The sequence below is a fragment of the Embleya sp. NPDC001921 genome (genome assembly GCF_053594475.1).
Map to the genome: position 1 here is coordinate 173,273 of NZ_JBSFEO010000019.1, position 23,602 is coordinate 196,874.

Sequence of the window (23,602 nt, forward strand, 5' to 3'; positions counted from 1 at the left end):
ACCGTACAGCGCGCACCGCGCACCTCGCCTCGCCCTCGAATCGTTGGAGTCGCCCATGCCGCTGCCGTCGGCGCAACCCCGAACCGACCCCGCCCACACCGGCCAGGCGCCGCCCCAGCCGCCCTCCGCCGACGAGGTCGTCGTGCACACCCTGCTCAACTGCCTGCATCGGGAGGTCTGCCGGCCGGAGGGACGCAGCGTGGTCGAGCCCGGCGACGGCGGGCACCTGCGGCTGCACCTGGCCCGCTCGGGGACCCGGTTGCGGGTCCGCCTGCGCCGCGCCGCACTGTTCGGCGACCATCGCTTCACCGGCCCGGTGGCCGAACTGCGCGGCTCCACCTGGCACGTGTTGACCTGGCCCGAGGTGGCCGAGCGTGTGCACGCCGAACTGGGCCTGCGAACCGGAGTGCGCAACGACGAGTTCCTGGGCCAACTGGCGTCCAGCCACGCGGGCGTGCGCGCGGGACTGGCCCGCCGGTCCGCGCGACCCGCCTCGCGCTACCTCGACTCGGAGCAGGCCCTGCTGTTCGGACACCGCTTCCATCCCACGCCCAAGGCCCGCGGCGCCGACCCGGCGACATGGGCGGCCTACGCACCCGAAGCCCGGGCCGCGTTCCGCTTGCGGCATCTGGCGGTGCGCGACGAACTGGTGGCACAGGAGAGGCTGTCCGAGTCGGCGACGGCCGTGCTGGACCGGCTCGGCCCGGTGCCGGCCGGATACACGCTGCTGCCCGCGCACCCGTGGCAGTACGAACTGCTCTCCGGGCACCCGCGCCTGCGGGCCGCGCTGGACCGGGGCGACGTGCTCGACCTGGGCCCGCGGGGCGACTCGTTCACCCCGACCGCGTCGGTGCGCACGCTCGCCGGCGCGGGCGCCTTCCTCAAGTTCAGTCTCAATGTGCGGATCACCAACTGTGTGCGCAAGAACGCCGCCTACGAGTTGTCCGGCGCCGTCGCGCTGACCCGCGCGCTGGGTCCGATCCTGGCCCGATCGGCGGCCCGGCGACCGGACTTCGCGATGCTCGGCGAGCCCGCGTACCGCAGCCTGTCGGCGACGGTCGCGCCCGAACTGCTCGAAGGCTTCGGGGTGATCGTCCGGGACGGTCTCGACACGCTGCTGCGGCCGGGCACGACGGCGCTGCTGGCCGGCGCCGTGGCCGCCGAGTACCCCACCGGGTCCGCGCACGTGTCCCGGTTGCTGGACGGCGCCGGGCCGGACGCGGCGATCCGCTGGTGGGACGACTACCTGCGGCTGCTGGTGCCGCCGGTGCTGGCCGCCTACTTCGAGCACGGCGTGGTGTTGGAGCCGCATCTGCAGAACGTGCTGCTCGCGGTGGACGACGCCGGCCGGCCCCGCCAGGTGCTGATCCGGGACATGGAGGGCACCAAGCTGCTGCCCGGGCCGCACGCGGCCACCCTGGCCGCGTTGCCGCGCTCGGTCGCCGAGCCCATGACGTACAGCGCCCGGCGCGGCTGGGATCGAGTGGCCTACTGCCTGCTGGTCAACAACATCGCCGAGTTCCTCGCCGCGCTGACCGACCTGTACCCGCGTCTGGAGACCCGCCTGTGGGCCCGGGTGCGGGCGGTCCTGGCGGACTGCGCCGCCGAACACGGCGAACCGCCGCCGCTGCGCGCGCTGCTCGCGGGTGCGCCGCTGCCCGCCAAGGCCAACCTGCTCGCCCGCTGGGAGCGGCGGGCCGACCGCGAGGCGCAGTACGTCCACATCCCCTCGCCGCTGGCCGCGTCCCGACCCGACACCGCCGCCCGCACACCCGCCCGGAGCGCACGATGATCACACCGGCCGTACGGACCCGGGTGGCCGACCTGGACCCCGCCGAACTCCCCGCCTACATCCACGACACGACCCACCTGCGGACACACGCGGCCGCGGTGCGCGCGGCGCTGCCGGCGCGGATCGAGCTGTACTACGCGGCCAAGGCCAACCCCGCGCCGGAGATCCTCACCGCGCTCGCCGGCCACGTGAGCGGCTACGAGGTCTCCTCCGGCGGTGAACTCGCGCACGTACGGGCGCATCTGCCCACGATGCCGGTCGCCTTCGGCGGCCCCGGCAAGACCGTCGACGAGCTGACCGCCGCGCTGCGCCTGGACGTGGGACGCCTTCATGTCGAAAGTCCGTACGAGGCGCGCCGACTCGTCGCGCTCGCCGCCCGGACCCGGCCCGACCACGACGTCGACGTGCTGCTGCGGGTGAACCTGCCGCTCGGTCCGGACGTCCTGCGCGGCGCGGCGCTCACCATGGGCGGCGATCCCGGCCCGTTCGGCATGGACCCGGACGACGTGGAGTCCTGCCTGCGCGTGCTCCGCGGCCCGGACGCGGGTCGGGTCAGGGTTCGGGGCATCCACGCGCACCTGGCCAGCGGCCTGGACGCGGAGCGTCGACTCGCACTGGCCGAAGGCGTCCTCGCCTGGGCCCGCGAGATCGCCGACCGGCACGGGATCACCCGGCCCGAGGTGAACATCGGCGGCGGAATGGCGGTCGACTACACGAACCCCACCGCCCGCTTCGACTGGGCCCGCTTCGGCGCCGGCCTGGACCGGCTCGTGGCCGACCGCCCGGACCTGACCGTGCGGATCGAACCGGGTCGGGCGCTGACCGCCTACTCCGGCTGGTACGCGACGGAGGTGCTCGACCTCAAGCACAGCCGCGGCCGGGCCTTCGCCGTGCTGCGCGGCGGAACCCACCACCTGCGCACCCCGGCGGCCAAGGGCCACGACCAGCCGTGCGTGATCGTGCCGACCACGAGCCCGTGGCCGCACCCGTGGCCGCGGCCGGAGATCCACCGCACCGAGGTCACCCTGACCGGCCAACTGTGCACTCCCAAGGACGTGTTCGCCCGCGACCGCCCGACCACGGAACTCCGCGTCGGCGACCGGGTCGCCTTCGCGCTGGCCGGCGCGTACGCGTGGAACATCTCCCACCACGACTTCCTGATGCACCCCCACCCGACGTTCCATTACCTGTGACCCACCGCCGGTGACCCACCGCCGGTGACTCCGCGGGTGACCCCGCCCGGTGACCCCGCCCGATGACCCCATCCGCAGCCTGCGGACCGAGTGCACCGGGTCGGGACCGGGGACAGGCCGTAGGGTCGGCACATGCTCGTGTGGATCAACGGCCCGTTCGGGGGCGGCAAGACTCAGACCGCGTACGAACTGCGACGACGGTTGCCCGGCAGCGTGGTCTGCGATCCGGAGCAGGTCGGCTTCGGCCTGCACCGGATGTTGCCGCCGGCGCTGCGCGGCGACTTCCAGGATCTGCCGGCCTGGCGGCAGGGCGTGTTCGAGGTGTTGGACCTGGCGCTGACCAGGCACGACGGACCGGTGATCGCACCGATGACGGTGGTCGAGCCGGGCTACTTCCGGGAGATCGTCGGTAGGTTGCGCGAACGCGGCCACGACGTCCGGCACTTCGCGCTGCTGGCGGAGCGTGCGACGGTGCTGCGGCGCCTGCGCGAACGCGGCTTCGGGCACGCGGTACGGGTCGTGGGCGGCAAGGACGCGCCGCTGCGCCGGGAGAGCTTCGCGGTCTCCCGGCTCGACCTGTGCCTGGAGCGGCTGGTCGACCCGGAGTTCGCCGAGCACATCCGCACCGATCACATCGCCATCGCCCGAGTCGCCGATCGCATCGCCCACTCGGCCGGGCTGACCCTGGCCCCGAACACCGACGGCCCCCTGCGCGGTCGGCTGCGCCGGGCCTGGATCGGCGCCAGGCACATCCGCTTCGATTGATCCGGGCACGGGGGCGGCGGGCGCGCGGTGATCAGATCGCGGGCGGCAGCGGGACGGTGGGACGGGGACGGTGGCGCGCCCGCCGCCCGGCCCGGGCCTGCTGGGACGCCGGTGGGGGCGGCGACTCGGGCGGGAGGGGGTGGCGGACCGGTGTCGGCGGGGTGGGTGGCGGCCGGACAGCGCCGGCAGGGCGCGAGGGGTGGGGTGGTGGTGGGCCCGGCCCGGCATCGGCGGGGCGAGGCCGGGGGTTCGTTTCAGGTGGGGGTGGTGGGGTGAATCTGGTCGGGTGACCCATCGGCGAGGAGTTCCCGTGAGTACAGACGACACCGGGGCGGGCGGCCCGTCCGGCGCCTCGCCGGCACTGGACGTCGAGCCGCACCCGCGTACCACCACCGTGGCCGAGGCCACCGGGCTGCGGGTCGCCACGCGGCGGATCGCCGCGCCGCCGTCCGCGAGCCCGCGCACCTGGTTCGGTCGGGTCCTGGACACCCCGTTCGGCCCCCGGGTGCTCTTCGGCGACGTGTCCGGCGACCCGCTGTGCGCCCCCGACCTGACGGCGGACGTGCTCACCGCGTTCGTCGCGGCGGCGCCCGACGTACCGGAACTGCCCGATGTCGCGCACCGGATCGCCCTGTCCCTGCGCGAGGATCATCTGCGCGGCCATCGATCCATGGTGCGACTGCTTCTGGTCGGCCACATCGACGAGGCGCCCGGGGCCGGCTCGCTGACCCTGGTCAATCGCGGCTACCCGGCCCCGCTCCTGGTCGTCGGCCGGCAGGTGCTCGACCTCGAACCGGCCTTCACCACCCCGCCGATCGGCGCGCTGACCCCGGGCAGCCTGCGGCCGTCGGAGCTGGTGGTCGCGGCCGGGGGCGGCGAGCGCGTGTTGTTGTACACCGACGATCTCACCGAGGCGTACGACGCCGCCGGCGAGCGCTATCCGATGGCGCGGCGCGCGCCGGATCGGCTGCACGGCGACTTCGTCGACGCGCTGGAGCGTCTCGCGGTCGACGTCGAGGCCCATGTCGACGCGTCCTTCGCCGGCGACGCGGCGCTGTTCCTGCTGGAGGCCGAGCGAGCGGGCGGCTGAGCGCACGGGCGGGCGCACCGGCGGCCGAGCACTCGCGCGCGGCCGGGCCACCCGTTCGGGTCGCCCACGGCGCGCCCGGGCCGCGCCGGGCCTACCGTTCGAACATGGCGAAGACCTCGAAGCACGGCACGGCCGAGCGGCGCTCGCGGGTCACCATGCGGCAGATCGTGATCGTCGTGGTGATCGCGCTGAGCATCTGGTTCGTCCTGGCCAACACCGGGACCACCTCGATCCGCTTCTGGATTCCCGAGGTGGAGGCCCCGTTGTGGTTCGTCCTGGCCGGCACCTTCGTGGTCGGGGCGCTCATCGGATGGCTGATCGGGCGGAACCGCCGGCCCAGGTGAGCACGGGCCCCGCGCCGAACCGGCCCCGCACCCCACCGGCCCCGCGCCCTACCGCCCCACCGCCCTACACCCCCGGCCCCCGCACCGTCGTCGGCGGAGTGGGCCGCCCCACGGCGCCCGTCGCGCGTCGCGCCGACCCGTTCAGGTGCACGCCGTGCAGGCGGAGCTGGAACATCGCGTCGAAGCGGGCGTCGCCGTCGGCGAGGTCGATCGCGCCCACCTCGGACAGCCGGCGCAGCCGGTAGCGGAAGGTGTTCGGGTGCACGTGCACGGCCGCCGCGGCCGCGGTGACGTCGCCGAAGGTGTCCAGCCACGCGGCGAGGGTCTCGGTGAGATGCGTGTCGTGCTCGGCGTCGTAGGCGCGCAGCCGGGCGACCGGTCCCGCCGGTGCGTCGTCGGTGGCCGCGACCCGGTCCGCGACGTCGACCAGGAGCGAGGACACGTACACGTCGCACAGCCGGGCCACCCGCAGGGACGAGCGGCCCGAGCGCAGCACCCGCAGCGCGCGGTCCGCGTCCGCGCGGGAGGAGGGCAGGTCCACCTCGCGCGCGACGACCCGGCCGATGCCCACGACGGCCTCGATCCGGCCGCCGATCCGGGCCAGGAACTCCTCCGCCAGCCGGACCGCCCTGGCGTCCGACTCGGTGGGCAGGATCGCGTAGGTGAAGCCGCCGAGCCGCGCGGTGGCCGTACGCGGGTGTACCGCCGCCAGGTGCAGGGCCAGCGCGTCCACGATCCGGTGTTCCTCGGCGGTGCGTTCCGCGGGTGCCGAGTCGCCGACCACCGCGAGCGCGAGTACACACGCGGGCTGGTGCGCCAGACCCAGTCGGCCGGCCGCGTCGACCGCCGCGGGGCCGCCTTCGAGCACGGTGGCGAGCAGGTCGGTGCGCAGTCGGCGCTCGACGTCGGCGCCGGCGCGGCGGCGCAGCAGGTGCAGCGCGACCACCTTGGCCGCCTCGGTCAGCGAACGCTCCAGCTCGGCGGACAGCGGTGCGCGCACCACGACCCAGATCGAGCCGAGGATCTCGTCGCCGGCCCGGACCGCGATGGCCACCCGGGGCAGGTCCGAGACGCCGGCCAGGTACAGCGGCCCCTCGTTGCGGTACAGGGCGTGGAAGGCGCCGCGTTCCTCCAGGATGCGCAACATCTCCGCGGGCACCTGGCGGTCCAGGATGGTGGCGATCCGGGGTTCGTCCGCCTCGTCCTGACGACTGGAGAAGGCCAGCACGCGCCCGCTGCGGTCCTCCACCGTGACCGGCCCGTCCAGCAGCGCGGCGATCGCGTTGACCAGCGCGAACAGATCGCCGGCCGGTGCGCCGTCGAGGGTCTCGCCGGTCTGCGCGGTGCCCACCTCGTCCACCGCGAGCAGTGCCCGCAGCAGTGTGGCGACCTGGGACCAGGAGGCACCGGGGGTGAGCGCGAGGACGACCACGCCGGTGCTCGCCACCGCCGCCTCGATCTCGGCGTCCACCACGATGGGGCCGCGCACCACGACGGCCGGCGCGGCCAGGCCGGCCGCGCGGTGCACCAGGGTCACGATGGCCGGCGATCCGTAGACGGCGACGCCCAGGACCACCGCGCCGGGCGCGTGCGAGGGTTCGTCGTGCGGGTCGTGGATCAGCACTCCGGTGACCTCGCGGTCGGGATCCGGCTTGCCGGCCGCCACTTCGAACAAAGTGGAGCCGAGGTCGTCGATGATGCGCCCGAGGACGGCGCGCGGATGCGCGGTCATCGCAGGCTCACCGGCGCGGCGGCGAGGCCGCCCGACGCTGTTCGCCGCGGGCCCAACACGTTCACCACGTTCATGACACGGGGATCCAATCGGTCGACACAGTCCCCCGTCGGGCGCGCCGGGCCGACCGCGTCTGCGCCGGTCGCTCCGTGGGCGGGAGTCTAAACGATCTTGTGATGGATGTCGTGGTCCATCTCGACGCCGGGTGCCCGTCCCCCGGGACCGGGCACCCGGCGCGGGGTCAGCGCGAGCGCGGGCCCCGACCGAGCACGTACCGTCCGTCCCGGGTGAAGCCGAGCACGACCCGGCCCTCGGCCATCAGCCCGCCCAGCACCTCGCGCAGCGCCAGGCGCCAGCCCCGCGCCGCCGCCGGATCGGTCCGGCGCAGCGCCTCGATATCGCGCGGCACCGCCACCAGCACCACGTCGGCGTCGGTCCGGCCCGGGATCGGCCGCTTGTCCGGACCCGCGTCCAGGCCGATCACCACCTCTCCCGCCAGGGCCCGCGCGTCGACCGGTTGAGGTGTCCCCGCGCAGGCGAGGGCCACCCGGTCGGCGGTCAGGTCCCAGCCGGCGAGGATGCGATCGGAGTAGTCGTCGCCGTTGATGGCATCGGACATGGGCCCGTAGAAGTCGGCGAGGTACTGCGCGGGTACCGCGCCGAGCTTGGCCAGGTTGAAGTACGCGTTCCGTCCGACCAGCGGGTCGAACGTCCAGGTGACCCGGGTGATCCCGCGGGTCAGGCACCACGCCCGCTGGAACACCTTGAGCGCGTAGCCCACCTCGCGTCCTCGCGAGCGTTCGTCGACGCCGGCGATGTGCGAGTGCAGGCCGTCCGTGGAGAGCAGGCCCACGCCCGCGCCGACCAGTCGGTCGCCCTCGTAGGTGCCCGCGACGTAGCCGCCGGAGTGCGCGACCACGGTCATCATCTCGGGGCTGATCATCGGGGTGTCGGGCTGCCACACGTGTTGGAACAGGTCGCACGCGTCGGACATCTCGACCAGGGTGTGCAGTTCGCGGATCTCGATCCCAGCCACGCGAGCCGCGCGGTCGGCCGCCTCGGCCGCGCGGTCGCGCAACGCACCGGGCTCGGGTTCGGGTTCGCGGTCGGCGCGGTACAGGTCGCCGCCGGTACGCGCCCCCGCCGGTGTCGGGGTCATCGGGCCGCTGCCTCCGTCTCCACATCGGTATCGGGGTCGACCGCCGCGCGTTCGGGCAGCGGCTCGCCGATCGTGGGCACGCCGGACAGCAGGGCCCGGGTGTACTCGTGTTCCGGGTTCTCCAGGACCTGGGCGGCCGGGCCGGACTCCACCAGGACGCCGCGGTCCATCACCGCGATCCGGTCCGCGAGGTAGCGCACGACGGCCAGGTTGTGCGAGATGAACAACATCGCGAAGCCGAGTTCGCGTTGCAGGTCGCGGATCAGGTTGAGCACCGCGCCCTGGACCGAGACGTCCAGCGCGGAGGTGACCTCGTCGGCGACCAGTACGGCGGGCCGGGCGGCGAGCGCGCGGGCCAGTGCCACGCGTTGGCGCTGGCCGCCGGAGAGCGCGTGCGGCAGGCGTCCGGCCACGCCGGGGTCGATCCCGACCAGGTCGAGGTAGCGGGCCACCTCGCTCGCCCGGGTCGCCCGGTCGGTGCGCGGCACCGCCTCGGCGACCGAACCGCCGATGGTCAGGCGCGGGTTGAGCGAGGCGAACGGGTCCTGGAAGACCAGTTGGATAGGTCGGCGCCCGGGCTTGCGGCCCTGGTCGACGCCGTCGACCAGGACCTGCCCCGAGTAGACGGGGACCAGGCCGACCGCGGCCCGTCCCAGGGTGGACTTGCCCGATCCGGAGCCGCCGACCAGGCCGACCACGCTGCCCGCGGGCACCTCCAGGGACACGTCGTCGACGGCGGTGGAGGCGTTGCGGCCGCGGCCGTAGCGCACGGTGATGTTGCGCAGTTCGAGCGAACCGGATGTGGCGCTCCCGGCGGGGCTCGGGGCGGCTTCGACGGCGGAGGGATCCACCGTGCTCGCGGCTTTCATCGTGCCTCCTCCAGTTCGTGGGTGACGGTGGTGATCGGGTCCCAGCACGCGACGCGGCGGCCGACACCGATCGATTCCAGGACCGGCTCCTCGGTGCGGCAGCGGTCCGTCGCCCGGGCGCAGCGCGGCGCGAACGGGCAGCCGACGCCGTCCTCGCCCGGCTCCGGCGGCCGGCCGGGGATGGTCGCCAGCGGGACGTCCCGGTCGGTGGTCATGCTGGGCACCGCGCCGATCAGCGCGGCCGAGTACGGGTGGGCGACGCCGTCGGCGAGGTCCCCGACGGGCAGTTCCTCGACGATCCGTCCCGCGTACATCACCACGACGCGGTCGCACACCTGGGAGACGACGGCGATGTCGTGCGAGATGAGCAGCAGTGCGGCGCCCGATTCGGTCCGCACGTCCCGGAGCAGGGCCAGCACCTGGGCCTGCACGGTCACGTCCAGGGCGGTGGTGGGCTCGTCGGCGATGATCAGCCGGGGTTCGCCCATCAGGCCCATCGCGATCATCACGCGTTGGCGCATGCCGCCGGAGAACTCGTGCGGACGCTTGCGGACCCGCTGTTCGGGGTTGATGATGCCCACCGCGCCCAGTCGGGACACGGCCCGGGAGACGGCCGCCGCCCGCCCGGCGTTGTGGTGCACCTCGGCCACCTCGGCGAGTTGCCGGCCGACCGTGAGCGCGGGGTTGAGCGAGGCCATCGGGTCCTGGAAGACCATGGCCATCGAGGTGCCCTTGGGGGCCTGCTTGTTCAGGTCCCGGTCGCCGAAGCGCAGGGTGCCGGCGCTGACTCGGCCCGGGTGCGGGACGAGTCCGGCCGCGGCGAGCGCGGTCAGGCTCTTGCCCGACCCGGACTCGCCGACGATGCCGACCGCTTCACCCTCGGCGACGGTGAGGCAGACGTCGTGCACGGCGGTGTGCCCGGGGAAGCGCACCCGCAGGTGGTCGATGGTCAGCAGCGCGGACTCGGCCGCTTCGGCGGGCCGTTCGGTGATCGGGTCGGCGGTGCCGACCTCGGCCTGCGGCGCGGTACGGCCGGCGTTCGCCTTGGCGACCACCTCGCCGATCAGGCCGAAGGTGATGCCGGTGAGCACGATCGCGAGCCCCGGCCCGACCGCCGACATCGGGTCCACCATGACCCGGTCGAGTTGCTCGTTGAGCAGGCGTCCCCAGTCGTAGTCGGGCGGTTGCACACCCAGACCGAGGAAGGACAGGCCGGAGAAGGCGACCAGGATGCCGGCGGCGGTCGTGGAGACGAACAGCGCGACGGGTTCGGCGATGTTGGGCAGGATGTGCCGGACGATGATCCGGAAGCGGCCGACGCCCAGGATCCGCGCCGCGGCCACGTAGTCGGTGCCGGCCACCGAGGCGGTCAGGTTCTGCACGAGTCGGGCGGTGCTCGGGGCCGCGCCCAGGCCGATGGCGAAGGCGGCGGAGAAGGTGCCGACGCCGAAGATGACCGCGAGGAAGAGCACGAACAGCAGGCCGGGGAAGGCGACGAGCAGGTTGACCGTCGCGGTGATCAGGCGACCGGCGCGGCGGCCCAGGACGGCCGGCAGGACGCCCAGGACCAGGCCGCCGACGACCGCGATGAGCGTGGCGAACAGGGTCAGTTCCACGGTGAGCCGGGTGGCCACCACCACGCGGGCGGCGATGTCGCGACCCAGCGCGTCGGTACCGAACAGGTGCTCGGTGCCGCTGTGTCGGCCGATCGCGTCGGTGTCGATCCGGTCGGCGGTGTCGCCGAGCAGCATGGGGCCGAAGATCGCCACCAGGGCGATGATCGTGCTCGCGACGGCGGCGGTGATCCCCAGCGGGGTGCGCAGTGCGAGGCGAAGTCTTGGTGCGTTGGCCATCTTCAGCTCCCGCGAATCGTGGACTGGGGATCGGCGGCGGCGACGGCGAGGTCGACCACGAAGTTGATCGTGAGCGCGGCGGCTCCGTAGACCAGCACGATGCCTTGGACGAGCGGGTAGTCCTTCTGCAGGATCGCCTGGACGATGGTCATGCCCAGGCCGGGCCAGGCGAAGACGTTCTCGATCAGTACGGTCCCGGCCAGCAGGCCGCTCAGGAGCAGGCCGCCCAGGGTGAGCGAGGAGGTCAGCAGGTTCGGCAACGCGTGCCGCAGGTAGACCAGTCGGCCGGGCAGCCGCTTGGCGCGTGCGGTGCGCATGTAGTCGGTCTCGAAGACGCGCAGCGCCTCCACCCGGACGATCCGCGACAGTGCGGCGATCGGGGTGATGGCCAGCGCGAGCACCGGCAGGACGTAGGAGTCCGGGCCCTCGCGCAGCGCCACCGGGAACCAGCCCAGCGAGACGCCGAACACCGAGGCCAGGCCCACGGCGAGGAGGAATTCCGGGATGGCCACGATCGCCCCGGTCGAGGAGGCGAAGGCGAGTTCGCCGCGCCGGCGCCGGCCGTTGCGGGTCCACACGGCCATGGCCATGCCCAGCGGGATGGCCACGAGCATCACCAGGAGGAACGCGTAGATCGCGATCTCCAGGGTCGCCGGCAGTCGGTCGCCGATCATCCGGGACACCGGGACGCGGGCGGTGATCGATTCGCCCAGGTCGCCGGAGAAAAGCCCGCTGACGAAGTGCCGGTATTGGGTGAACAGCGAGTCGTTCAGACCCAGTTGCTCCTTGCGGGCGGCAACGGCGTCGGGTGTGGCGTTCATCCCCAGCGCACCCCGGACCGGGTCGCCGGGGACGAAGTGGATCATCGCGAAGGCGGCGGTGACCAGTGCGGCCAGGGAGACCACCAGGCGACTGGTGCGGCGCACGAGGAAGGAGGTCCAGGGGCCGAGCCGGAAGTCGATCACCCGGCCGGCCGAAGTTGCGGTACCGGCTGCGGTACTCATCGGCCACCGACCTTGCGAAGGGTGGTCGGAATGGGACCGCCACCGTCGAGTTCGAAGCTGTAGCCCCGAGCGAAATAGGGGGTCAACGAGTCCATGAAGGTCACCACATCGAGACGTTTGATCAACTCGGATTCGGCCGCGGTCCACTCGGGGCAACCCGAGGTGTCCGGTTTGGCCATGGCGAGAGCCACGAGACGTTTGAATTCGGGGTTGTCCAGCGAACCGAAGTTGAGCCCGTCCGGTGGGGCGGCTCCCATGAAGAACGGGAGGGCCTGGTCGGGTGTGGTCACCGAGAGCGGTGCCCACGCGACTTCCCACTGACCGCCCATCAGGATCGTGGCGTTCGTCGCGGCGGTGGTCGGCTGAGCGCTGACCTTGACGCCGAACGACTTCCATTGCTTGACCGCCAACTCGACGGCGGCGGTGAGCTGGTTGCCGAACACACCGGGGTAGGGCATGGAGATCGACAGCTGCTTGCCGTCCTTGGTCCAGCGCCCGCCGGACTTCTTCCACCCCGCCGACCGCAGCGCCTCCGCGGCCCGAGCCACGTCGTGCCGTGGCAGGTGGTCGGTCACCGCGTCCTCGGTGCAGGGCGGCGCCGCCGTGACGCCGACGCGGGTTGCGGGTTGACCCTTGCCGCCGGTGGCCACCGCACCGATCTGCTTGAGGTCGAGCGCCTCGATCAGCGCCCGGCGCACCAGGGGATCGGCGGTGACCCGGTTGGCGGCCTCGTTGAAGACCAGCATCCCCAAGGGGTCGCGCTGGACCGCGGACTTGACGCCGGCCGCGGTCAGCCGGGCGCGGTCGCCGCCGACGATGGGCGCGATGTCGATCTGTCCGCCGAGCACCAGGTTCGCCCTGGTGGATTCGTTGGCGAGGACCTTGAAGACCACTCGGTCGGGCAGGTCGGTGTTGCCGATGCCGTTCGGCCCCCAGGTGTAGCCGGCGCGCTTGGTGAAGGTGAAGTGGTCGCCCGGGACCACCTGGCTCAGTCGGTAGGGTCCGGTCCCGTCGGACGTGTGGCTCAGGACATCGGGGGACTTCATGGCGGTGGGGCACACCAGTCGCAACATCGCGGTGCCGCGGACCAGGAACGGGGCCGGGTCCGGGGTCTTCAGCGTCAGGGTGCCGGCCGCGTCGTCGGCGGTGGCAACGGTCCCGGGAGGCACCATCAGGCCGTACAACGGCGACTTGTTGACCGGGTCGGCGATGTAGGCGTACTGGGCCGCGATGTCGGAGGCGGTCAGTGCTCGGCCGCTGTCGCACGTCACGTCGCGGCGGAGCGTGAAGGTCGCCGAGGTCGCGTCGGAGGTCCACTTCTCGGCGACACCCGAGACGATCCGCCCGTCGTTGGCGACGTTGATCAGCGAGTCGTAGGAGTAGCGGTTCATCGTGACCGCGGACGAGGTCAGCGCGGTCAGCGGGTTCATGTTGCCGGGGTCGCCTTCGATGGCGATCGTGACGGTGTCACCGTCGCCGGCACCACCACCGCTGCCGGTCCCTCCGCACCCGGCGGCGAACAGGCCCAACGCGACGGCCGCAGCGGCGCCGCGTGGGAGCCTTCTCATCTCGCGCCTCCGGCGGTACAGCCGACGGCGCCCTGCTCGGCGGCGTGCGCGGCGACCGCGTCCACGGCGCTCACCCGCGGCATCGCGCGGGTCATGTGCAGGAAGCGGGCCCGGTCGCCATCGCCGAGGAAGGCATACTGCGTGTGCTGCCCACCCTGCGCCTCGACCTCGATCAGCGTGCGGGCGTCGCGGATCACCAGCCTGCTGGTCTTGACCTGTTCGCCGAGCATCTCGGCGGCGGCGCCGAGCGTGCGCGTGGTGAGTTCCAGTCCCTCCTCGGACTCGACCACGTCGAACGCCATCGCCTGCGAGGCGTAGCGGCCGACGAAGAAGCGCGAGTCCACCACCGGGGGCTCGGCGGGCGGTACGACCGGCTCCGGTACGCGCACGTCCGCGGTCGTCGCGAACACGTCGCGGACCAGGTCGTACATCACGGCCAGGTCGCCGCCGTTGGTGAGTATCGCGATCGAGACGTCGCTCTCGGGGGCCACCCGCAGGATCGCGGCCTGGCCCAAGGTGCCGCCGTCGTGACCGATGATCGGGCCGCCGACCCAGTCGAACAGATTCCAGCCCAGCCCCCACGCGCCGCCGACCACCTCGATGTCGGGCACCCGCACCTGCGGCTCGCGCATCGCGAGCGCGGACGCCTCCGACAGCAGCCGGGTGCCGTCCGGGAGCAGTCCCCGGGCGATGTGCGCGGCGGCGAACGCGAGCAGGTCGGTCGCCGTGGTGGTCAGGGTCGAGCCGGCAGGCGCGTTGGAGCGCGGCATCTCCCACCCCGGCACCCGCACCGCGGTCCCGTCCGGCCCGGACACGTGCCCGATCGCCACCCGGTGCAGGATCGCCTCGTTCGCGCTGGTGGCCAGCCGGCCCAGGCCCAGCGGCACCGCGATCCGCTCGCGCAGCGTCGCCTCCCAGGTCTGTCCGGTGAGCACCTCGATGATCCGGCCCAGCACGACGAACCCGCTGTTGCAGTACGAGAACATCTCGCCGGGTGCGAACAGTTGGCCGGCCTTCTCGGCCAGGGCCGCGACCAGCTTGGCCACCGCGTCGTGCCCGGGGCCTTGGTCGTCGAACAGGTCGCCCTCGAAACCCGCGGTGTGGCACAACAGTTGACGCGTCGTCACCACCTGTGCGGCGGCCTCGTCGACGAGCTTGAAGTCCGGCAGGTAGGTGCGCACGGGGGCGTCGAGGTCGAGCACGCCCTCGTCGACGAGCTGCATGATCAGCGTCGCCGTCCAGACCTTGGTGATCGACCCGATCTGGAAGATCGAATCCGGGGTCGCCGGGTACCCGATCTCCACGTCGAGCACGCCCGTGGCGGCCACGACCGTCTCGTCGCCCATCCGTACCGCGACACTCGCACCGGGAATGTTGCCGCGCTTGGCCAGTTCGCCGAGTCGGGTCGCTAGGTACTCGGGCGTCGGCAGTGTCCGGGCAGCAGACCCGGACACGTCGGATCGTCCCATCGTGGGATACCTCCTCGAAGGCGGCGGCGAGTGCCGCAGAGGACGATCACGGTAGGCAGCGCCCGAAAACCTCGAATCGTCCTCGTCGACGAAGAACCGCCGCCGAACCTGTCCGAATCACCGACGCCGAGCCTGGCCCGCCTCGGCAATCCTCGGCAGTGGCCGCCGACGGTCGGCGCACCGCCCGGCCCGGCGGCGGGCGACGCGCGCGCATCGGGTCGGTCACGGGCAGCGCGACGAACGGGAGTGACCGATGGACGTGTACATCTCGATCGACATGGAAGGCGTGGCGGGCATCGCCACCCTGGACCAGATCTGGCGCGGCGGCACCGGCTACCCCCGGGCGCAACACCTGATGACGGGCGAGGCGAACGCGGCGATCGAGGGCGCGTTCGCGGCGGGCGCCGAGCGCGTACTGATCAACGACAGCCACGGCACGATGGACAACCTGATCGCGGAGGATCTGGACCCCCGCGCCCGGATGATCCTGGGCACCCCCAAGGCCCAGTGCATGGCGCACGGCCTGGGCCCGCAGCACGCGGTGGCGCTGTTCGTCGGCTACCACGCGGCGGCCGGCAAGCCGGGCGTGCTCTCGCACACCTTCTCCGGCAACTTCACCTCGGTGAAACTGGGCGACCGCCACGTCACCGAGGCCGAGGTGATCGCGCTGCTGGCCGCCCGGCACGGGGTGCCGATCGGACTGGTCACCGGCGACAACCACGTCTGCTCGGTGGCCGAGGAAGTGTTCCCCGGCGTGGTCACCGCGCAGGTCAAGTCCGCCGAGGGATGGACCGCGGCCGACACCATGCACCCCTCCCTGGCCCGGGACCTCATCCGGGAGAAGGCCGCGCTGGCGGTCGAGAAGGCGAGCGGGTTGCGAGCCCTGCCGGTGCCCGAGGAACTGGTCCTGGAGGTGGGCTTCCAACTCCCCCTGGCCGCCGAGTTCGCCGCCGCCGTGCCCGGCGCGGAACGACTGGACCTGTTGACCGTGCGATGCGCGGCGCCCGACCCCGACGTCGTGATGGACCTGATCAACCTCTGGTACACGGTGGGCGCGCACGCGGCCGCCACCCATCTGCCCAACGTCGCCGCCAAACGCTGAGCACACCCCGTCGGGCCCCTCGGGGCCACCCGACCACCCCACGGAGCGATACATGATCACCGACCAGGACCCGGTCGAGCCGGCCAAGAGCATCCGCGCCGTCTTCGACGCGGCCGAGGTCGAGGGCTTCCTGCACGTACGCGACCTCGACGGCGACGACGAGGTCTGTTACGGGTCCGACGACAAGGTCGTGCTCGCCTCGGTCTTCAAGATCCCGATCGCCTTGGAGTACGCGCGCCAGGCGGCCTCGGGCCGGCTGGACCGGGCCGGTCGGCACGTGGTCACCGACGCCGACAAGGCGGGCGACGGCATCGGCACCGACGGCTGCGCGCACGACGTGGAGATGAGCGCGCGCGACCTCACCGCCATGATGATGACCATGAGCGACAACGCGGCCACCGACGTCGTGCTCGGCCTGGTCGGCCGGGAGAACGTGCGGGCCACGCTGGACGAGTTGGACTGCCGCGTCACCGCGGTCACCGGCTGCAAGGAACTGCTCTCCAGCGTGGTGACCGACCTGGGCATCGACCCGGCGGCCGAGGACGTCGAGGAGCAACTCGCCCGGGTCACCCCGGACCGCATGCGCATGCTGACCGTGCGCGACCCCGAGCGCACCGCCTCGACCACCCCGCGCGAGATCACCAAGCTGCTCGCCGCCATCTGGCGGGACGAGGCCGGGCCCGCCGAGGCCTGCGCCGAGGTGCGCGAGATCATGGGCCGGCAGATCTGGCCGCACCGGCTCTCCTCCGGCTTCGAGGACGAGATCCGGGTGTCCGGCAAGACCGGCACCCTGTGGGGTGTGCGCAACGAGGCCGGGGTCGTCGAGTACCCCGACGGCAAGCGCTACGCCGTCGGCGTCTTCCTGCGCTCGGAGTCGATGGGCTTCCGGCTGCCCCGGGCCGACGCCGCGATCGGCCGGGCCGCCCGCGTCGCCATCGACCACCTGCGCTCCTGAACGGTGCCGCGCCCGGCGACTCGTGCCCTGTCGCCGGGCGCGGCACCCCGGCGTGTCCTCGCGTCCCGGTACAGACCCGGTGGGGTGTTCGAGGACACGCCCCCGCACCCCGCGTCCCGACCCGGTCCGCCGTCCCGTCGGGTCAGGACGCGGGGTCGCCCGCCTTGCGCGCCACATACACGGTGTTGGTCGCCGTACCGCCCTGGAGCGGGTTGTCGAAGTCGACCACGTGCGCGGCCGAGGCGGTGAACACCTCGGCGAGCACCGCGCCGAACTCGTGGTCCGGCGGGTCGTTCGACCACAGCGCGAAGACGCCGTCGGGATGCAGTCGATCGGCCAGCGCGCGCAGCCCGGCCGGCCGGTAGAGCGCGGCGTGGCTGGGGTGCAGCACGTGCCGCGGCGAGTGGTCGACGTCCAGCAGGACGGCGTGGAAGCGCCGGCCGGGCGCCTGCGCGTCCCACCCGCGAGGGTCGCCGGCCATCGCGAAGAAGTCGCCGCGGACCAGCCGACAGCGCGGATCACCGGCCAGTCCCGCGCCCAGCGGCACCAGCCCGCGCCGGTGCCAGTCGATCACCTCGCCGAGCGTGTCCACCACGATCAGGCTGCGCACACGCGGATCGTCCAGCGCCGCCCGGGCGGTGTATCCGAGCCCGAGGCCGCCCACCACGACGTCGAGTCCGGCCTCCGGCAGGTCGGCCAGGCCCAGTCGGGTCAGCGCGATCTCGCCCGCCGTGAACAGGCTGGACATCAGGAACTCGTCGCCGAGCTTGACCTCGTACACGTCCTCGCCCGTGGCCGGGTCCCGCCTGCGGCGCAGACTGATCTCGCCCATCGGCGTCGGCTGCCAGTCGAGTTCCTCGAAACGCGCGCTCATCCGTGCACCCTCAACCGTGTCGGTGCCGCTCTCCGGCGCCAGTGGGTGATCTGTGGGTGGTCAGCCTATAGAGCGCGCGGGCCCGCGCCGACCAGGCGCGAGGGCCGCCCGGGGTTGGTGTGGCCCACCCGAGGCGGGTCCGAACTTTCGTCCGCGACGACGGTGCGGCGGACGACGGGCACAGCGGAGAGTGACGGCATGCGAATGCCGGCCGAAACGACATCCGGAGCCACGATGACCGAGCTCGCGACGGACCCTTCCAAGCCGCGCCCGCGCATCCGCGACTTCGGCCACGCGCCGGGCCTGCTCGATCCCGGGACGTGGAACGCGCTCACCGACGTCCCGGGCGTACGGGTGGGGCACACCACCCTGCGCGACCCCCGGGAGGGGTTGTATTCGGGAGTGACCGCGATCGTGCCCGACGCGCTGGGCAGCCACGGCCCACTGCGGGCCGGGCAGTTCGTCGGCAACGGCCACGGGAGGTTCGTCGGCGCCGGCCGACCGGTGGAACCGGGCGAATTGGAGACCCCGTTGCTGCTCACCTCCAAACTGTCCACCTTCCCCGTCGCGAACGCGCTGTCGACCTGGCTGCGGGAGCGGGCCGACCCGCCGCTCACTTCGGTGGTGCCGGTGGTCGGCGAGATCGACGACACGTGGCTGTCCCGGAACCGACCACGCCGGGTGACCGCGGCACACGTGTACGCGGCGCTGGACACGGCCTCGACCGGGCCGGTGCCGCAGGGCAGTGTGGGCGGCGGCACCGGCGCGTGCGCGCTGGGCTACAAGGCCGGTATCGGCACCGCGTCGCGCCGGGTGCCCACCGACACCGGCGAGGCGACCGTGGGCGTGCTGGTGCAGGCCAACATGTCCGGCGAACTACGACTGGGCGGGCAGGTGTTGCGCCCGGCCGCGCTGGGTCTGCCGACCGCCGGGCCGCCGAGCGGGCAGGGCTCGTGCGTGATCGTGGTGGCCACCGATCTGCCTTGTTCCACACGCGAGTTGACCCGGATCGCCGGGCGCGGCGTGTTCGGACTGGCCCGGGTCGGGGCCGCCTTCGCGCACGGCAGCGGCGACTACGCGGTGGCCTTCTCCACCGCGCCCGCGCGGGCCGTCGAACCGCTGCCCTCGGCGCTGTTGGACACGGTCTTCGCCGCGACCATGGACGCCGTCGAGGAGGCGGTGCTGGACGCCCTGTTGGCCGCCGAGACGGTACACGCGCCGTCCGGGCACAAGGCGTTCGCGCTGCCGCACGCGGCCGTGCGTCGCGCCCTGGGATGAGGGGCGCGACGCCCCGCGGGCCGGCCCGGGAGTTGGGCGTCGGCCCGGCACGCGCCGGTCAGGGCCAGACGGCCCGCTCGTCCTCCCGCGGGGCGAACACCGTGCCGGACTCGGGATGGTCGAACACCCGTACCGGGCGCCGGGCGTCCCAGGGTTCCCAGCCCGGGTCGCCGGTCTTGGCGAACCGTACCCACGCCGCGTGCATGTCGTCGGCCAGCCGCTGCGGCGGCGCGTCGCCGGTGAGGGCGCGCCAGTCGGGCGTCGCGAGGCCGTCGAAGACGAAGGGCAGTTCCATCGCGTGCGCCGCGCCCAGTTCCAGGACCGGGCTGCGCCAGCCGAACTCGTAGACGTAGGTGGGCGCGTCGTGATCCAGTCGGGCGTCCGCGACCCGGTTGATCGGCAGTCGCAGCAGCAGGTCGCCGACCAGCGTGCCGAGCAGTTCGCCGCGCGAGGCGCCCGGCCGGTTGGCCCGATACGCGGCCAGGATCCGGCGTCCGATCCGGAACTCGAGCCGCGCGCCCGCGAACAGCGGTGCCCCGACCCGGTCCAGCATCCCCGTGGGCACGAACCACAACCGGTATTCCTCGGTGTTCGAGCCGAGCAGCAGCGTGATGTCCGACCCGGCGCCGGCCGGCAGCGCGGCCATCGGCTCGACCGGCACCAGGTCCGCGTCGACGGCCATGGTGAATCCGGGGCCACCGCTCATCGGCGATCCGCCGGCGGTGACGGCCTGTTCGGCCGCGACCAGTTCGGCCGCCGGCACATCCGCGAACGCCTCCCTGGTGGCCGCGCGGCCCAGCCGTCGGGCCACCAGGCGGGTGATCCGGCCGGCGCCCTTGGGCGGGAGCGCGCCGGGCATCCCGCTCTGCAGGATCGCCCGACCGAACAACGACGCGGCCTCCGGGTGGGCGACCAGCGCGCCCAGCAGGATCGCTCCGGCGGACTCGCCGAACACGGTGACCTGTTCGGGGTCGCCGCCGAAGGCCGCGATCTCGGCGCGCACCCAGCGCAGCGCGGCGAGCACGTCGGCCAGTCCGAGATTGAGCGGCGCGCCCGCCAATACCGAGAATCCCTCGGAGGCCAGCCGGTAGTTCAGCGCCACGAACACCACGCCGTCCCGGGCGAAGGCGGAACCGTCGTACCCGGGCAGGGCGTTCGCGCCGTGTGCGAGCGAACCGCCGTGCACCCACACCATGACCGGCAGGCCGGCCGCGTCGACCGGTGCCCAGATGTTCAGGTTCAGGTATTCGTCGCCCTCGACCACCACCGTCGGCAACAGGTCGCCCAGACCGCCCCGATACGGCGCCTGCGGCGCGGTCGCCCCCATCGAACCGGCGTCGCGCACGTCCGCCCACCCCGGGTGCGGGGCCGGCCGGTCGAACCGTCTCGGGCCCACCGGCGCGGCGGCGTACGGGATACCGAGGAACCGACGCACGCCGTCCGCGGTGGTGCCGCGCAGGCGCCCGGCGGAGATCGACACCGTCGGGCGCCCGGGCTCGACGTCCGGGGATACGTTCTTCATGGGCCATCCGATCCGCGGGGAGCCCCGCTCGACGATTCCGCCGGATCGGGCGAGGGTAGCGAAGGGGTCGGCGCACCGGAATGGTTGTTTCCCACTTCGGATTTTCCTCCCATTCTCCCGTCACGAATCGGGATTCGATGACACTGTGTCTTCGAGTCGACACCCACCGCGATCATGGGCGGGTGTCGGCCTCGTCCGCACGTGTCGACGAAGTGGGAAGGGATCGACGTGAGTTCACAGGAACCGCAGCCGACCAGCCTCTACCCCGAACTGGACGAGGCGACCTTGACGCAGGTCGTCGAAGCACTGGAGACCGGGAACCCCGGTCGACTCGCCCCCGCGCGCGTGGCCGAGGTCGAGGAGACCCGGGCACAGGTCGAGTTCAGCAAGGTTCGCGTGCCCGGCGCGGGCGGCGACGAGTTGGACGGCGCGCTCTGGCTGCACCGCGACGGCCGACCCCGGCCGCTGATCGTGATGCCCTCACCGTGGGTGAACCTGGGCTGGGTCGTCTACGCGGTACAGGCGACCCGCTTCGCGCTCAAGGGCTACCACGTACTGGCCTACACCGCGCGCGGGTTCGGCAACTCCCAGGGCGAGGTCGAGGTGGCCGGCCTCGAGGACATCCAGGATGGTCAGGCGGCGATCACCTTCGTGGAGGGCCTGGTCGCGGGCGAGTTGACCGGTGTCGGCTTCATCGGCGACTCGTACGGATCGGGCATCAGCCAGCTCGTCGCCGCCGAGGAGCCCAAGGTGGGCGCGGTGGTGGCGCTGAGCACCTGGGGCGACCTGGGCGACGCGTTCTTCGAGAACGGCACCCGGCACCTGGCCGCGGTGTCCACACTCCTGGGTGCCGCCGCCGACGCCCGGCTCAGCGAGACCACACAGCAGGCGTTCCGCGATGTGCTGACCAATCCGGACCCGCAACCGGCGCTGGACTGGGCGGTACCGCGCTCTCCGTTCGACAGCGTCGGAAAGCTCAACGAGCGCGGCGTGCCGATCCTGTTCGCGAACGCGTGGCACGAGACGCTGTTCCCCACCAACCAGACGTTGAAGATGTTCAACGCGCTGACCGGTCCCAAGCGCCTCCTGCTGTCCATCGGTGACCACTCGGGACCGGAGTCGCCCGGCATCATCGGGCTGCCGAACCGGATCTGGGAGGACGCCTACCGGTGGTTCGACCACCACCTCAAGGGTGTTGCCAACGGCATCGACACCGAGGGCGAGGTCGTCACGCAGATCATGTGGAAGGGCCCGATCGAAGAGCAGCCCACATGGGGCGCGGTCACCGGACACACCGAGCGGCTGTATCTGGGCGGCCCGCAAAACGGCGGCGACGGCACGCTCACCGACAAGCCCGGCGGCGACACGGACATCACCTTGCGGTCCGGCGCCGACACCCCGGCCACCGTGGCAAACAAGATCATCTTCTCCGGCTACCCGGAGATGGCCGGTTTTCCCAAGATCTACCCGACCAACGAGATCGACCGTTCCCACGCGGGCGTGTGGGCCACCGCGCCGCTACCGGTGGCGGTGAAACTGCGGGGTGTGCCTCGACTGCGAGTGACCTACACGATCGAGGGACCGACGCCGACGGTGATCGCACACCTCTTCGACGTCGACGCCGACGGCAACGCCCACATCATCACGCACGCACCGTTCACCGGCCCCGAGGGCGAGGCGGAACGGCTGGTCGTCCTGGACATCGCCCTCCAGGCCACCGGCTACAACGTCCCGGCCGGCCACCGGGTACTGCTCGTACTGGACACGTTCGACCCGTTCTACGGTGCGGCGCCCGTCGCGGGCACCACCATCACGGTCTCGCCCTCCGAGGAGGATCCGTCCTACCTGGACCTGCCGGTGAGCTGATCACGGCCTCTCCATGGGCTGATCGCGACCTCTCGGCGAGCCGGTCGCGACCTCTCCACGAGTTGATCGCGGCCTCCAGGTGAGTCGTTCGCGCCTGCTGCCCGGCACCCCGATGCGCCTCTCCGGTCGCCGCACAAGGTGCCGGGCAGCCCCGTCGACCGACTCCCGGAGATATTCTCCGCTGTAGGCAACTCACCGGCGTGGCACGGAGTTTGACAGATTTTGCCGGCTGTTCGAGCGCGCATTGAACGGAACGGGCAGACCGTGTGAACGTGTGCCGATCGGGCACGAATCCGGCGGCCACGCGCGTCGGCGGTTCGCTCACCATGCGGACACGCATCGCGAAGGCCGGATTCGTGGTCGAGGTCTACCTTCCACTCGAGGAGCCTCGATGAATCGCAAAACGGTGACGGCCGGGACAGTCCTGGCCGTACTCGCCGGATTGGCGGTCTCCACGACCGCGCAGTCGGCTTCGGCCGATCCGCCTTCCCCTCCCGGCTCGCAGGCGCTGGCGGTCTCCGCCGCCGACCGAGCCGCGACCAGTGGCTTGGACACCCTCGCCAAGGGTCCCGACGAGCAGTACGAACGGCAGTCGGTGACCCCGTGGGTCAACGACCTGTACTCGGTCGCCTATCAGCGCACCTACCGGGGCATCCCGGTGGTCGGCGGCGACGCGGTGGTGCTCGCCGACGGCCAGGGCCGGGTCCGCGCGACCCAGTCCGCCACCAGCACCCGCATCTCGGCCAAGACCACGCCCACGATCGACGCGGGCGCCGCCGAAACCACCTCCAGGGCCAGACTCGCGGCCGTGGACAAGGTCGAGTCGCACCGCCTGGTCGTCCGGGTCAAGGACGGGCAGAGCAATCTCGCCTGGGAGACCGTTCTGATCGGTCGTACCGCGACCGCGCCCAGCAGGCTGCACGTCTTCGTCGATGCGAGCACGGGCACGGTGCTCGACACCGTCGACGACGTGAAGGCCGGCACCGGCAACAGTCAGTGGAACGGGCCCAACCCGCTCGCCATCGACACCACCGGCTCGGGCAGCTCCTTCTCCCTGCGCGACCCGAACCGCCCCGGCCTGACCTGCGCCGACTACAGCAACGGCCAGGTCTTCACCAAGTCCACCGACGCCTGGGGCAACGGCCAGGCCACCAGCAAGGAAACCGG

18 protein-coding genes and 1 pseudogene are annotated in these 23,602 nt (G+C 72.6%); 10 read left to right on the forward strand and 9 right to left on the reverse strand.

Features of this window, described 5'->3' with window-relative positions; all coding sequences use genetic code 11:
• Positions 1–55: 55 nt before the first annotated feature.
• The 5 genes from ACWCPW_RS23155 (at position 56) to ACWCPW_RS23175 (ending at position 5,184) form a co-directional block, all read left to right on the forward strand.
• Positions 56–1,792, forward strand: a complete 1,737-nt coding sequence (locus tag ACWCPW_RS23155) for an IucA/IucC family protein (RefSeq protein WP_449763506.1) — start codon at positions 56–58, stop codon at positions 1,790–1,792.
• Complete coding sequence (locus ACWCPW_RS23160) at positions 1,789–2,985, forward strand: type III PLP-dependent enzyme (protein WP_449763507.1); 1,197 nt, start codon at positions 1,789–1,791, stop codon at positions 2,983–2,985. Before ACWCPW_RS23155 ends, ACWCPW_RS23160 begins: the two co-directional genes overlap by 4 nt.
• 132 nt (positions 2,986–3,117) lie before the next feature.
• Positions 3,118–3,750 (forward strand): AAA family ATPase, encoded by a 633-nt coding sequence (locus tag ACWCPW_RS23165; protein ID WP_449763508.1) that lies wholly within the window; start codon positions 3,118–3,120, stop codon positions 3,748–3,750.
• A gap of 310 nt (positions 3,751–4,060) precedes the next feature.
• Complete coding sequence (locus ACWCPW_RS23170) at positions 4,061–4,840, forward strand: SpoIIE family protein phosphatase (RefSeq protein ID WP_449763509.1); 780 nt, start codon at positions 4,061–4,063, stop codon at positions 4,838–4,840.
• A gap of 104 nt (positions 4,841–4,944) precedes the next feature.
• The gene (locus tag ACWCPW_RS23175; RefSeq protein ID WP_449763510.1) at positions 4,945–5,184 is read left to right on the forward strand and encodes a lipopolysaccharide assembly protein LapA domain-containing protein; all 240 of its coding nucleotides are present in this window, start codon (positions 4,945–4,947) and stop codon (positions 5,182–5,184) included.
• Between the two features lie 64 nt (positions 5,185–5,248).
• Here ACWCPW_RS23175 and ACWCPW_RS23180 read toward each other — a convergent pair whose 3' ends face one another.
• From ACWCPW_RS23180 to ACWCPW_RS23210, 7 genes are all read right to left on the reverse strand, one after another.
• The gene (locus ACWCPW_RS23180; protein ID WP_449763511.1) at positions 5,249–6,916 is read right to left on the reverse strand and encodes a PucR family transcriptional regulator; all 1,668 of its coding nucleotides are present in this window, start codon (positions 6,914–6,916) and stop codon (positions 5,249–5,251) included.
• Between the two features lie 241 nt (positions 6,917–7,157).
• A complete protein-coding gene (locus tag ACWCPW_RS23185) occupies positions 7,158–8,075 on the reverse strand; it encodes a GNAT family N-acetyltransferase (RefSeq protein ID WP_449763512.1) in 918 nt (305 codons plus the stop codon).
• Positions 8,072–8,944, reverse strand: a complete 873-nt coding sequence (locus tag ACWCPW_RS23190; protein WP_449763513.1) for an ABC transporter ATP-binding protein — start codon at positions 8,942–8,944, stop codon at positions 8,072–8,074. The genes ACWCPW_RS23185 and ACWCPW_RS23190 overlap by 4 nt, the downstream gene beginning before the upstream one ends.
• Positions 8,941–10,797, reverse strand: coding sequence for a dipeptide/oligopeptide/nickel ABC transporter permease/ATP-binding protein (locus tag ACWCPW_RS23195; protein ID WP_449763514.1), 1,857 nt, complete (start codon positions 10,795–10,797; stop codon positions 8,941–8,943). The genes ACWCPW_RS23190 and ACWCPW_RS23195 overlap by 4 nt, the downstream gene beginning before the upstream one ends.
• A 2-nt stretch (positions 10,798–10,799) precedes the next feature.
• Positions 10,800–11,801 carry an ABC transporter permease gene (locus ACWCPW_RS23200; protein ID WP_449763515.1) on the reverse strand — a complete coding sequence of 334 codons (1,002 nt, stop codon included), beginning with the start codon at positions 11,799–11,801 and terminating at the stop codon, positions 10,800–10,802.
• The gene (locus ACWCPW_RS23205; RefSeq protein ID WP_449763516.1) at positions 11,798–13,369 is read right to left on the reverse strand and encodes an ABC transporter substrate-binding protein; all 1,572 of its coding nucleotides are present in this window, start codon (positions 13,367–13,369) and stop codon (positions 11,798–11,800) included. Before ACWCPW_RS23205 ends, ACWCPW_RS23200 begins: the two co-directional genes overlap by 4 nt.
• The gene (locus tag ACWCPW_RS23210) at positions 13,366–14,838 is read right to left on the reverse strand and encodes a serine hydrolase domain-containing protein (RefSeq protein ID WP_449763517.1); all 1,473 of its coding nucleotides are present in this window, start codon (positions 14,836–14,838) and stop codon (positions 13,366–13,368) included. Before ACWCPW_RS23210 ends, ACWCPW_RS23205 begins: the two co-directional genes overlap by 4 nt.
• A 253-nt stretch (positions 14,839–15,091) precedes the next feature.
• On the opposite strand from ACWCPW_RS23210, the gene ACWCPW_RS23215 reads away from it, so the two are divergent.
• Together ACWCPW_RS23215 and ACWCPW_RS23220 are read left to right on the forward strand one after the other, a co-directional pair.
• Positions 15,092–15,940, forward strand: a complete 849-nt coding sequence (locus ACWCPW_RS23215; RefSeq protein ID WP_449763518.1) for a M55 family metallopeptidase — start codon at positions 15,092–15,094, stop codon at positions 15,938–15,940.
• A gap of 52 nt (positions 15,941–15,992) precedes the next feature.
• Positions 15,993–16,895, forward strand: a complete 903-nt coding sequence (locus ACWCPW_RS23220) for a serine hydrolase (RefSeq protein WP_449763519.1) — start codon at positions 15,993–15,995, stop codon at positions 16,893–16,895.
• Between the two features lie 142 nt (positions 16,896–17,037).
• On the opposite strand, the gene ACWCPW_RS23225 is transcribed toward ACWCPW_RS23220, so the two are convergent.
• A complete protein-coding gene (locus ACWCPW_RS23225; RefSeq protein ID WP_449763520.1) occupies positions 17,038–17,769 on the reverse strand; it encodes a spermidine synthase in 732 nt (243 codons plus the stop codon).
• Between the two features lie 234 nt (positions 17,770–18,003).
• Between ACWCPW_RS23225 and ACWCPW_RS23230 the strand changes: the two genes are divergently transcribed.
• Complete coding sequence (locus tag ACWCPW_RS23230; RefSeq protein WP_449763521.1) at positions 18,004–19,047, forward strand: P1 family peptidase; 1,044 nt, start codon at positions 18,004–18,006, stop codon at positions 19,045–19,047.
• 58 nt (positions 19,048–19,105) lie between these two features.
• Here the strand turns inward: ACWCPW_RS23230 and ACWCPW_RS23235 are convergent, their stop codons facing one another.
• Complete coding sequence (locus ACWCPW_RS23235; RefSeq protein ID WP_449763522.1) at positions 19,106–20,569, reverse strand: carboxylesterase/lipase family protein; 1,464 nt, start codon at positions 20,567–20,569, stop codon at positions 19,106–19,108.
• 228 nt (positions 20,570–20,797) lie between these two features.
• On the opposite strand from ACWCPW_RS23235, the gene ACWCPW_RS23240 reads away from it, so the two are divergent.
• Positions 20,798–22,435: a CocE/NonD family hydrolase gene (locus tag ACWCPW_RS23240; RefSeq protein WP_449763523.1), complete on the forward strand. Its 1,638-nt coding sequence runs from the start codon at positions 20,798–20,800 to the stop codon at positions 22,433–22,435.
• Positions 22,436–22,826: 391 nt separating this feature from the next.
• Positions 22,827–23,602 (forward strand): annotated as a pseudogene (locus ACWCPW_RS23245) (peptidase M28); the annotation flags it as partial.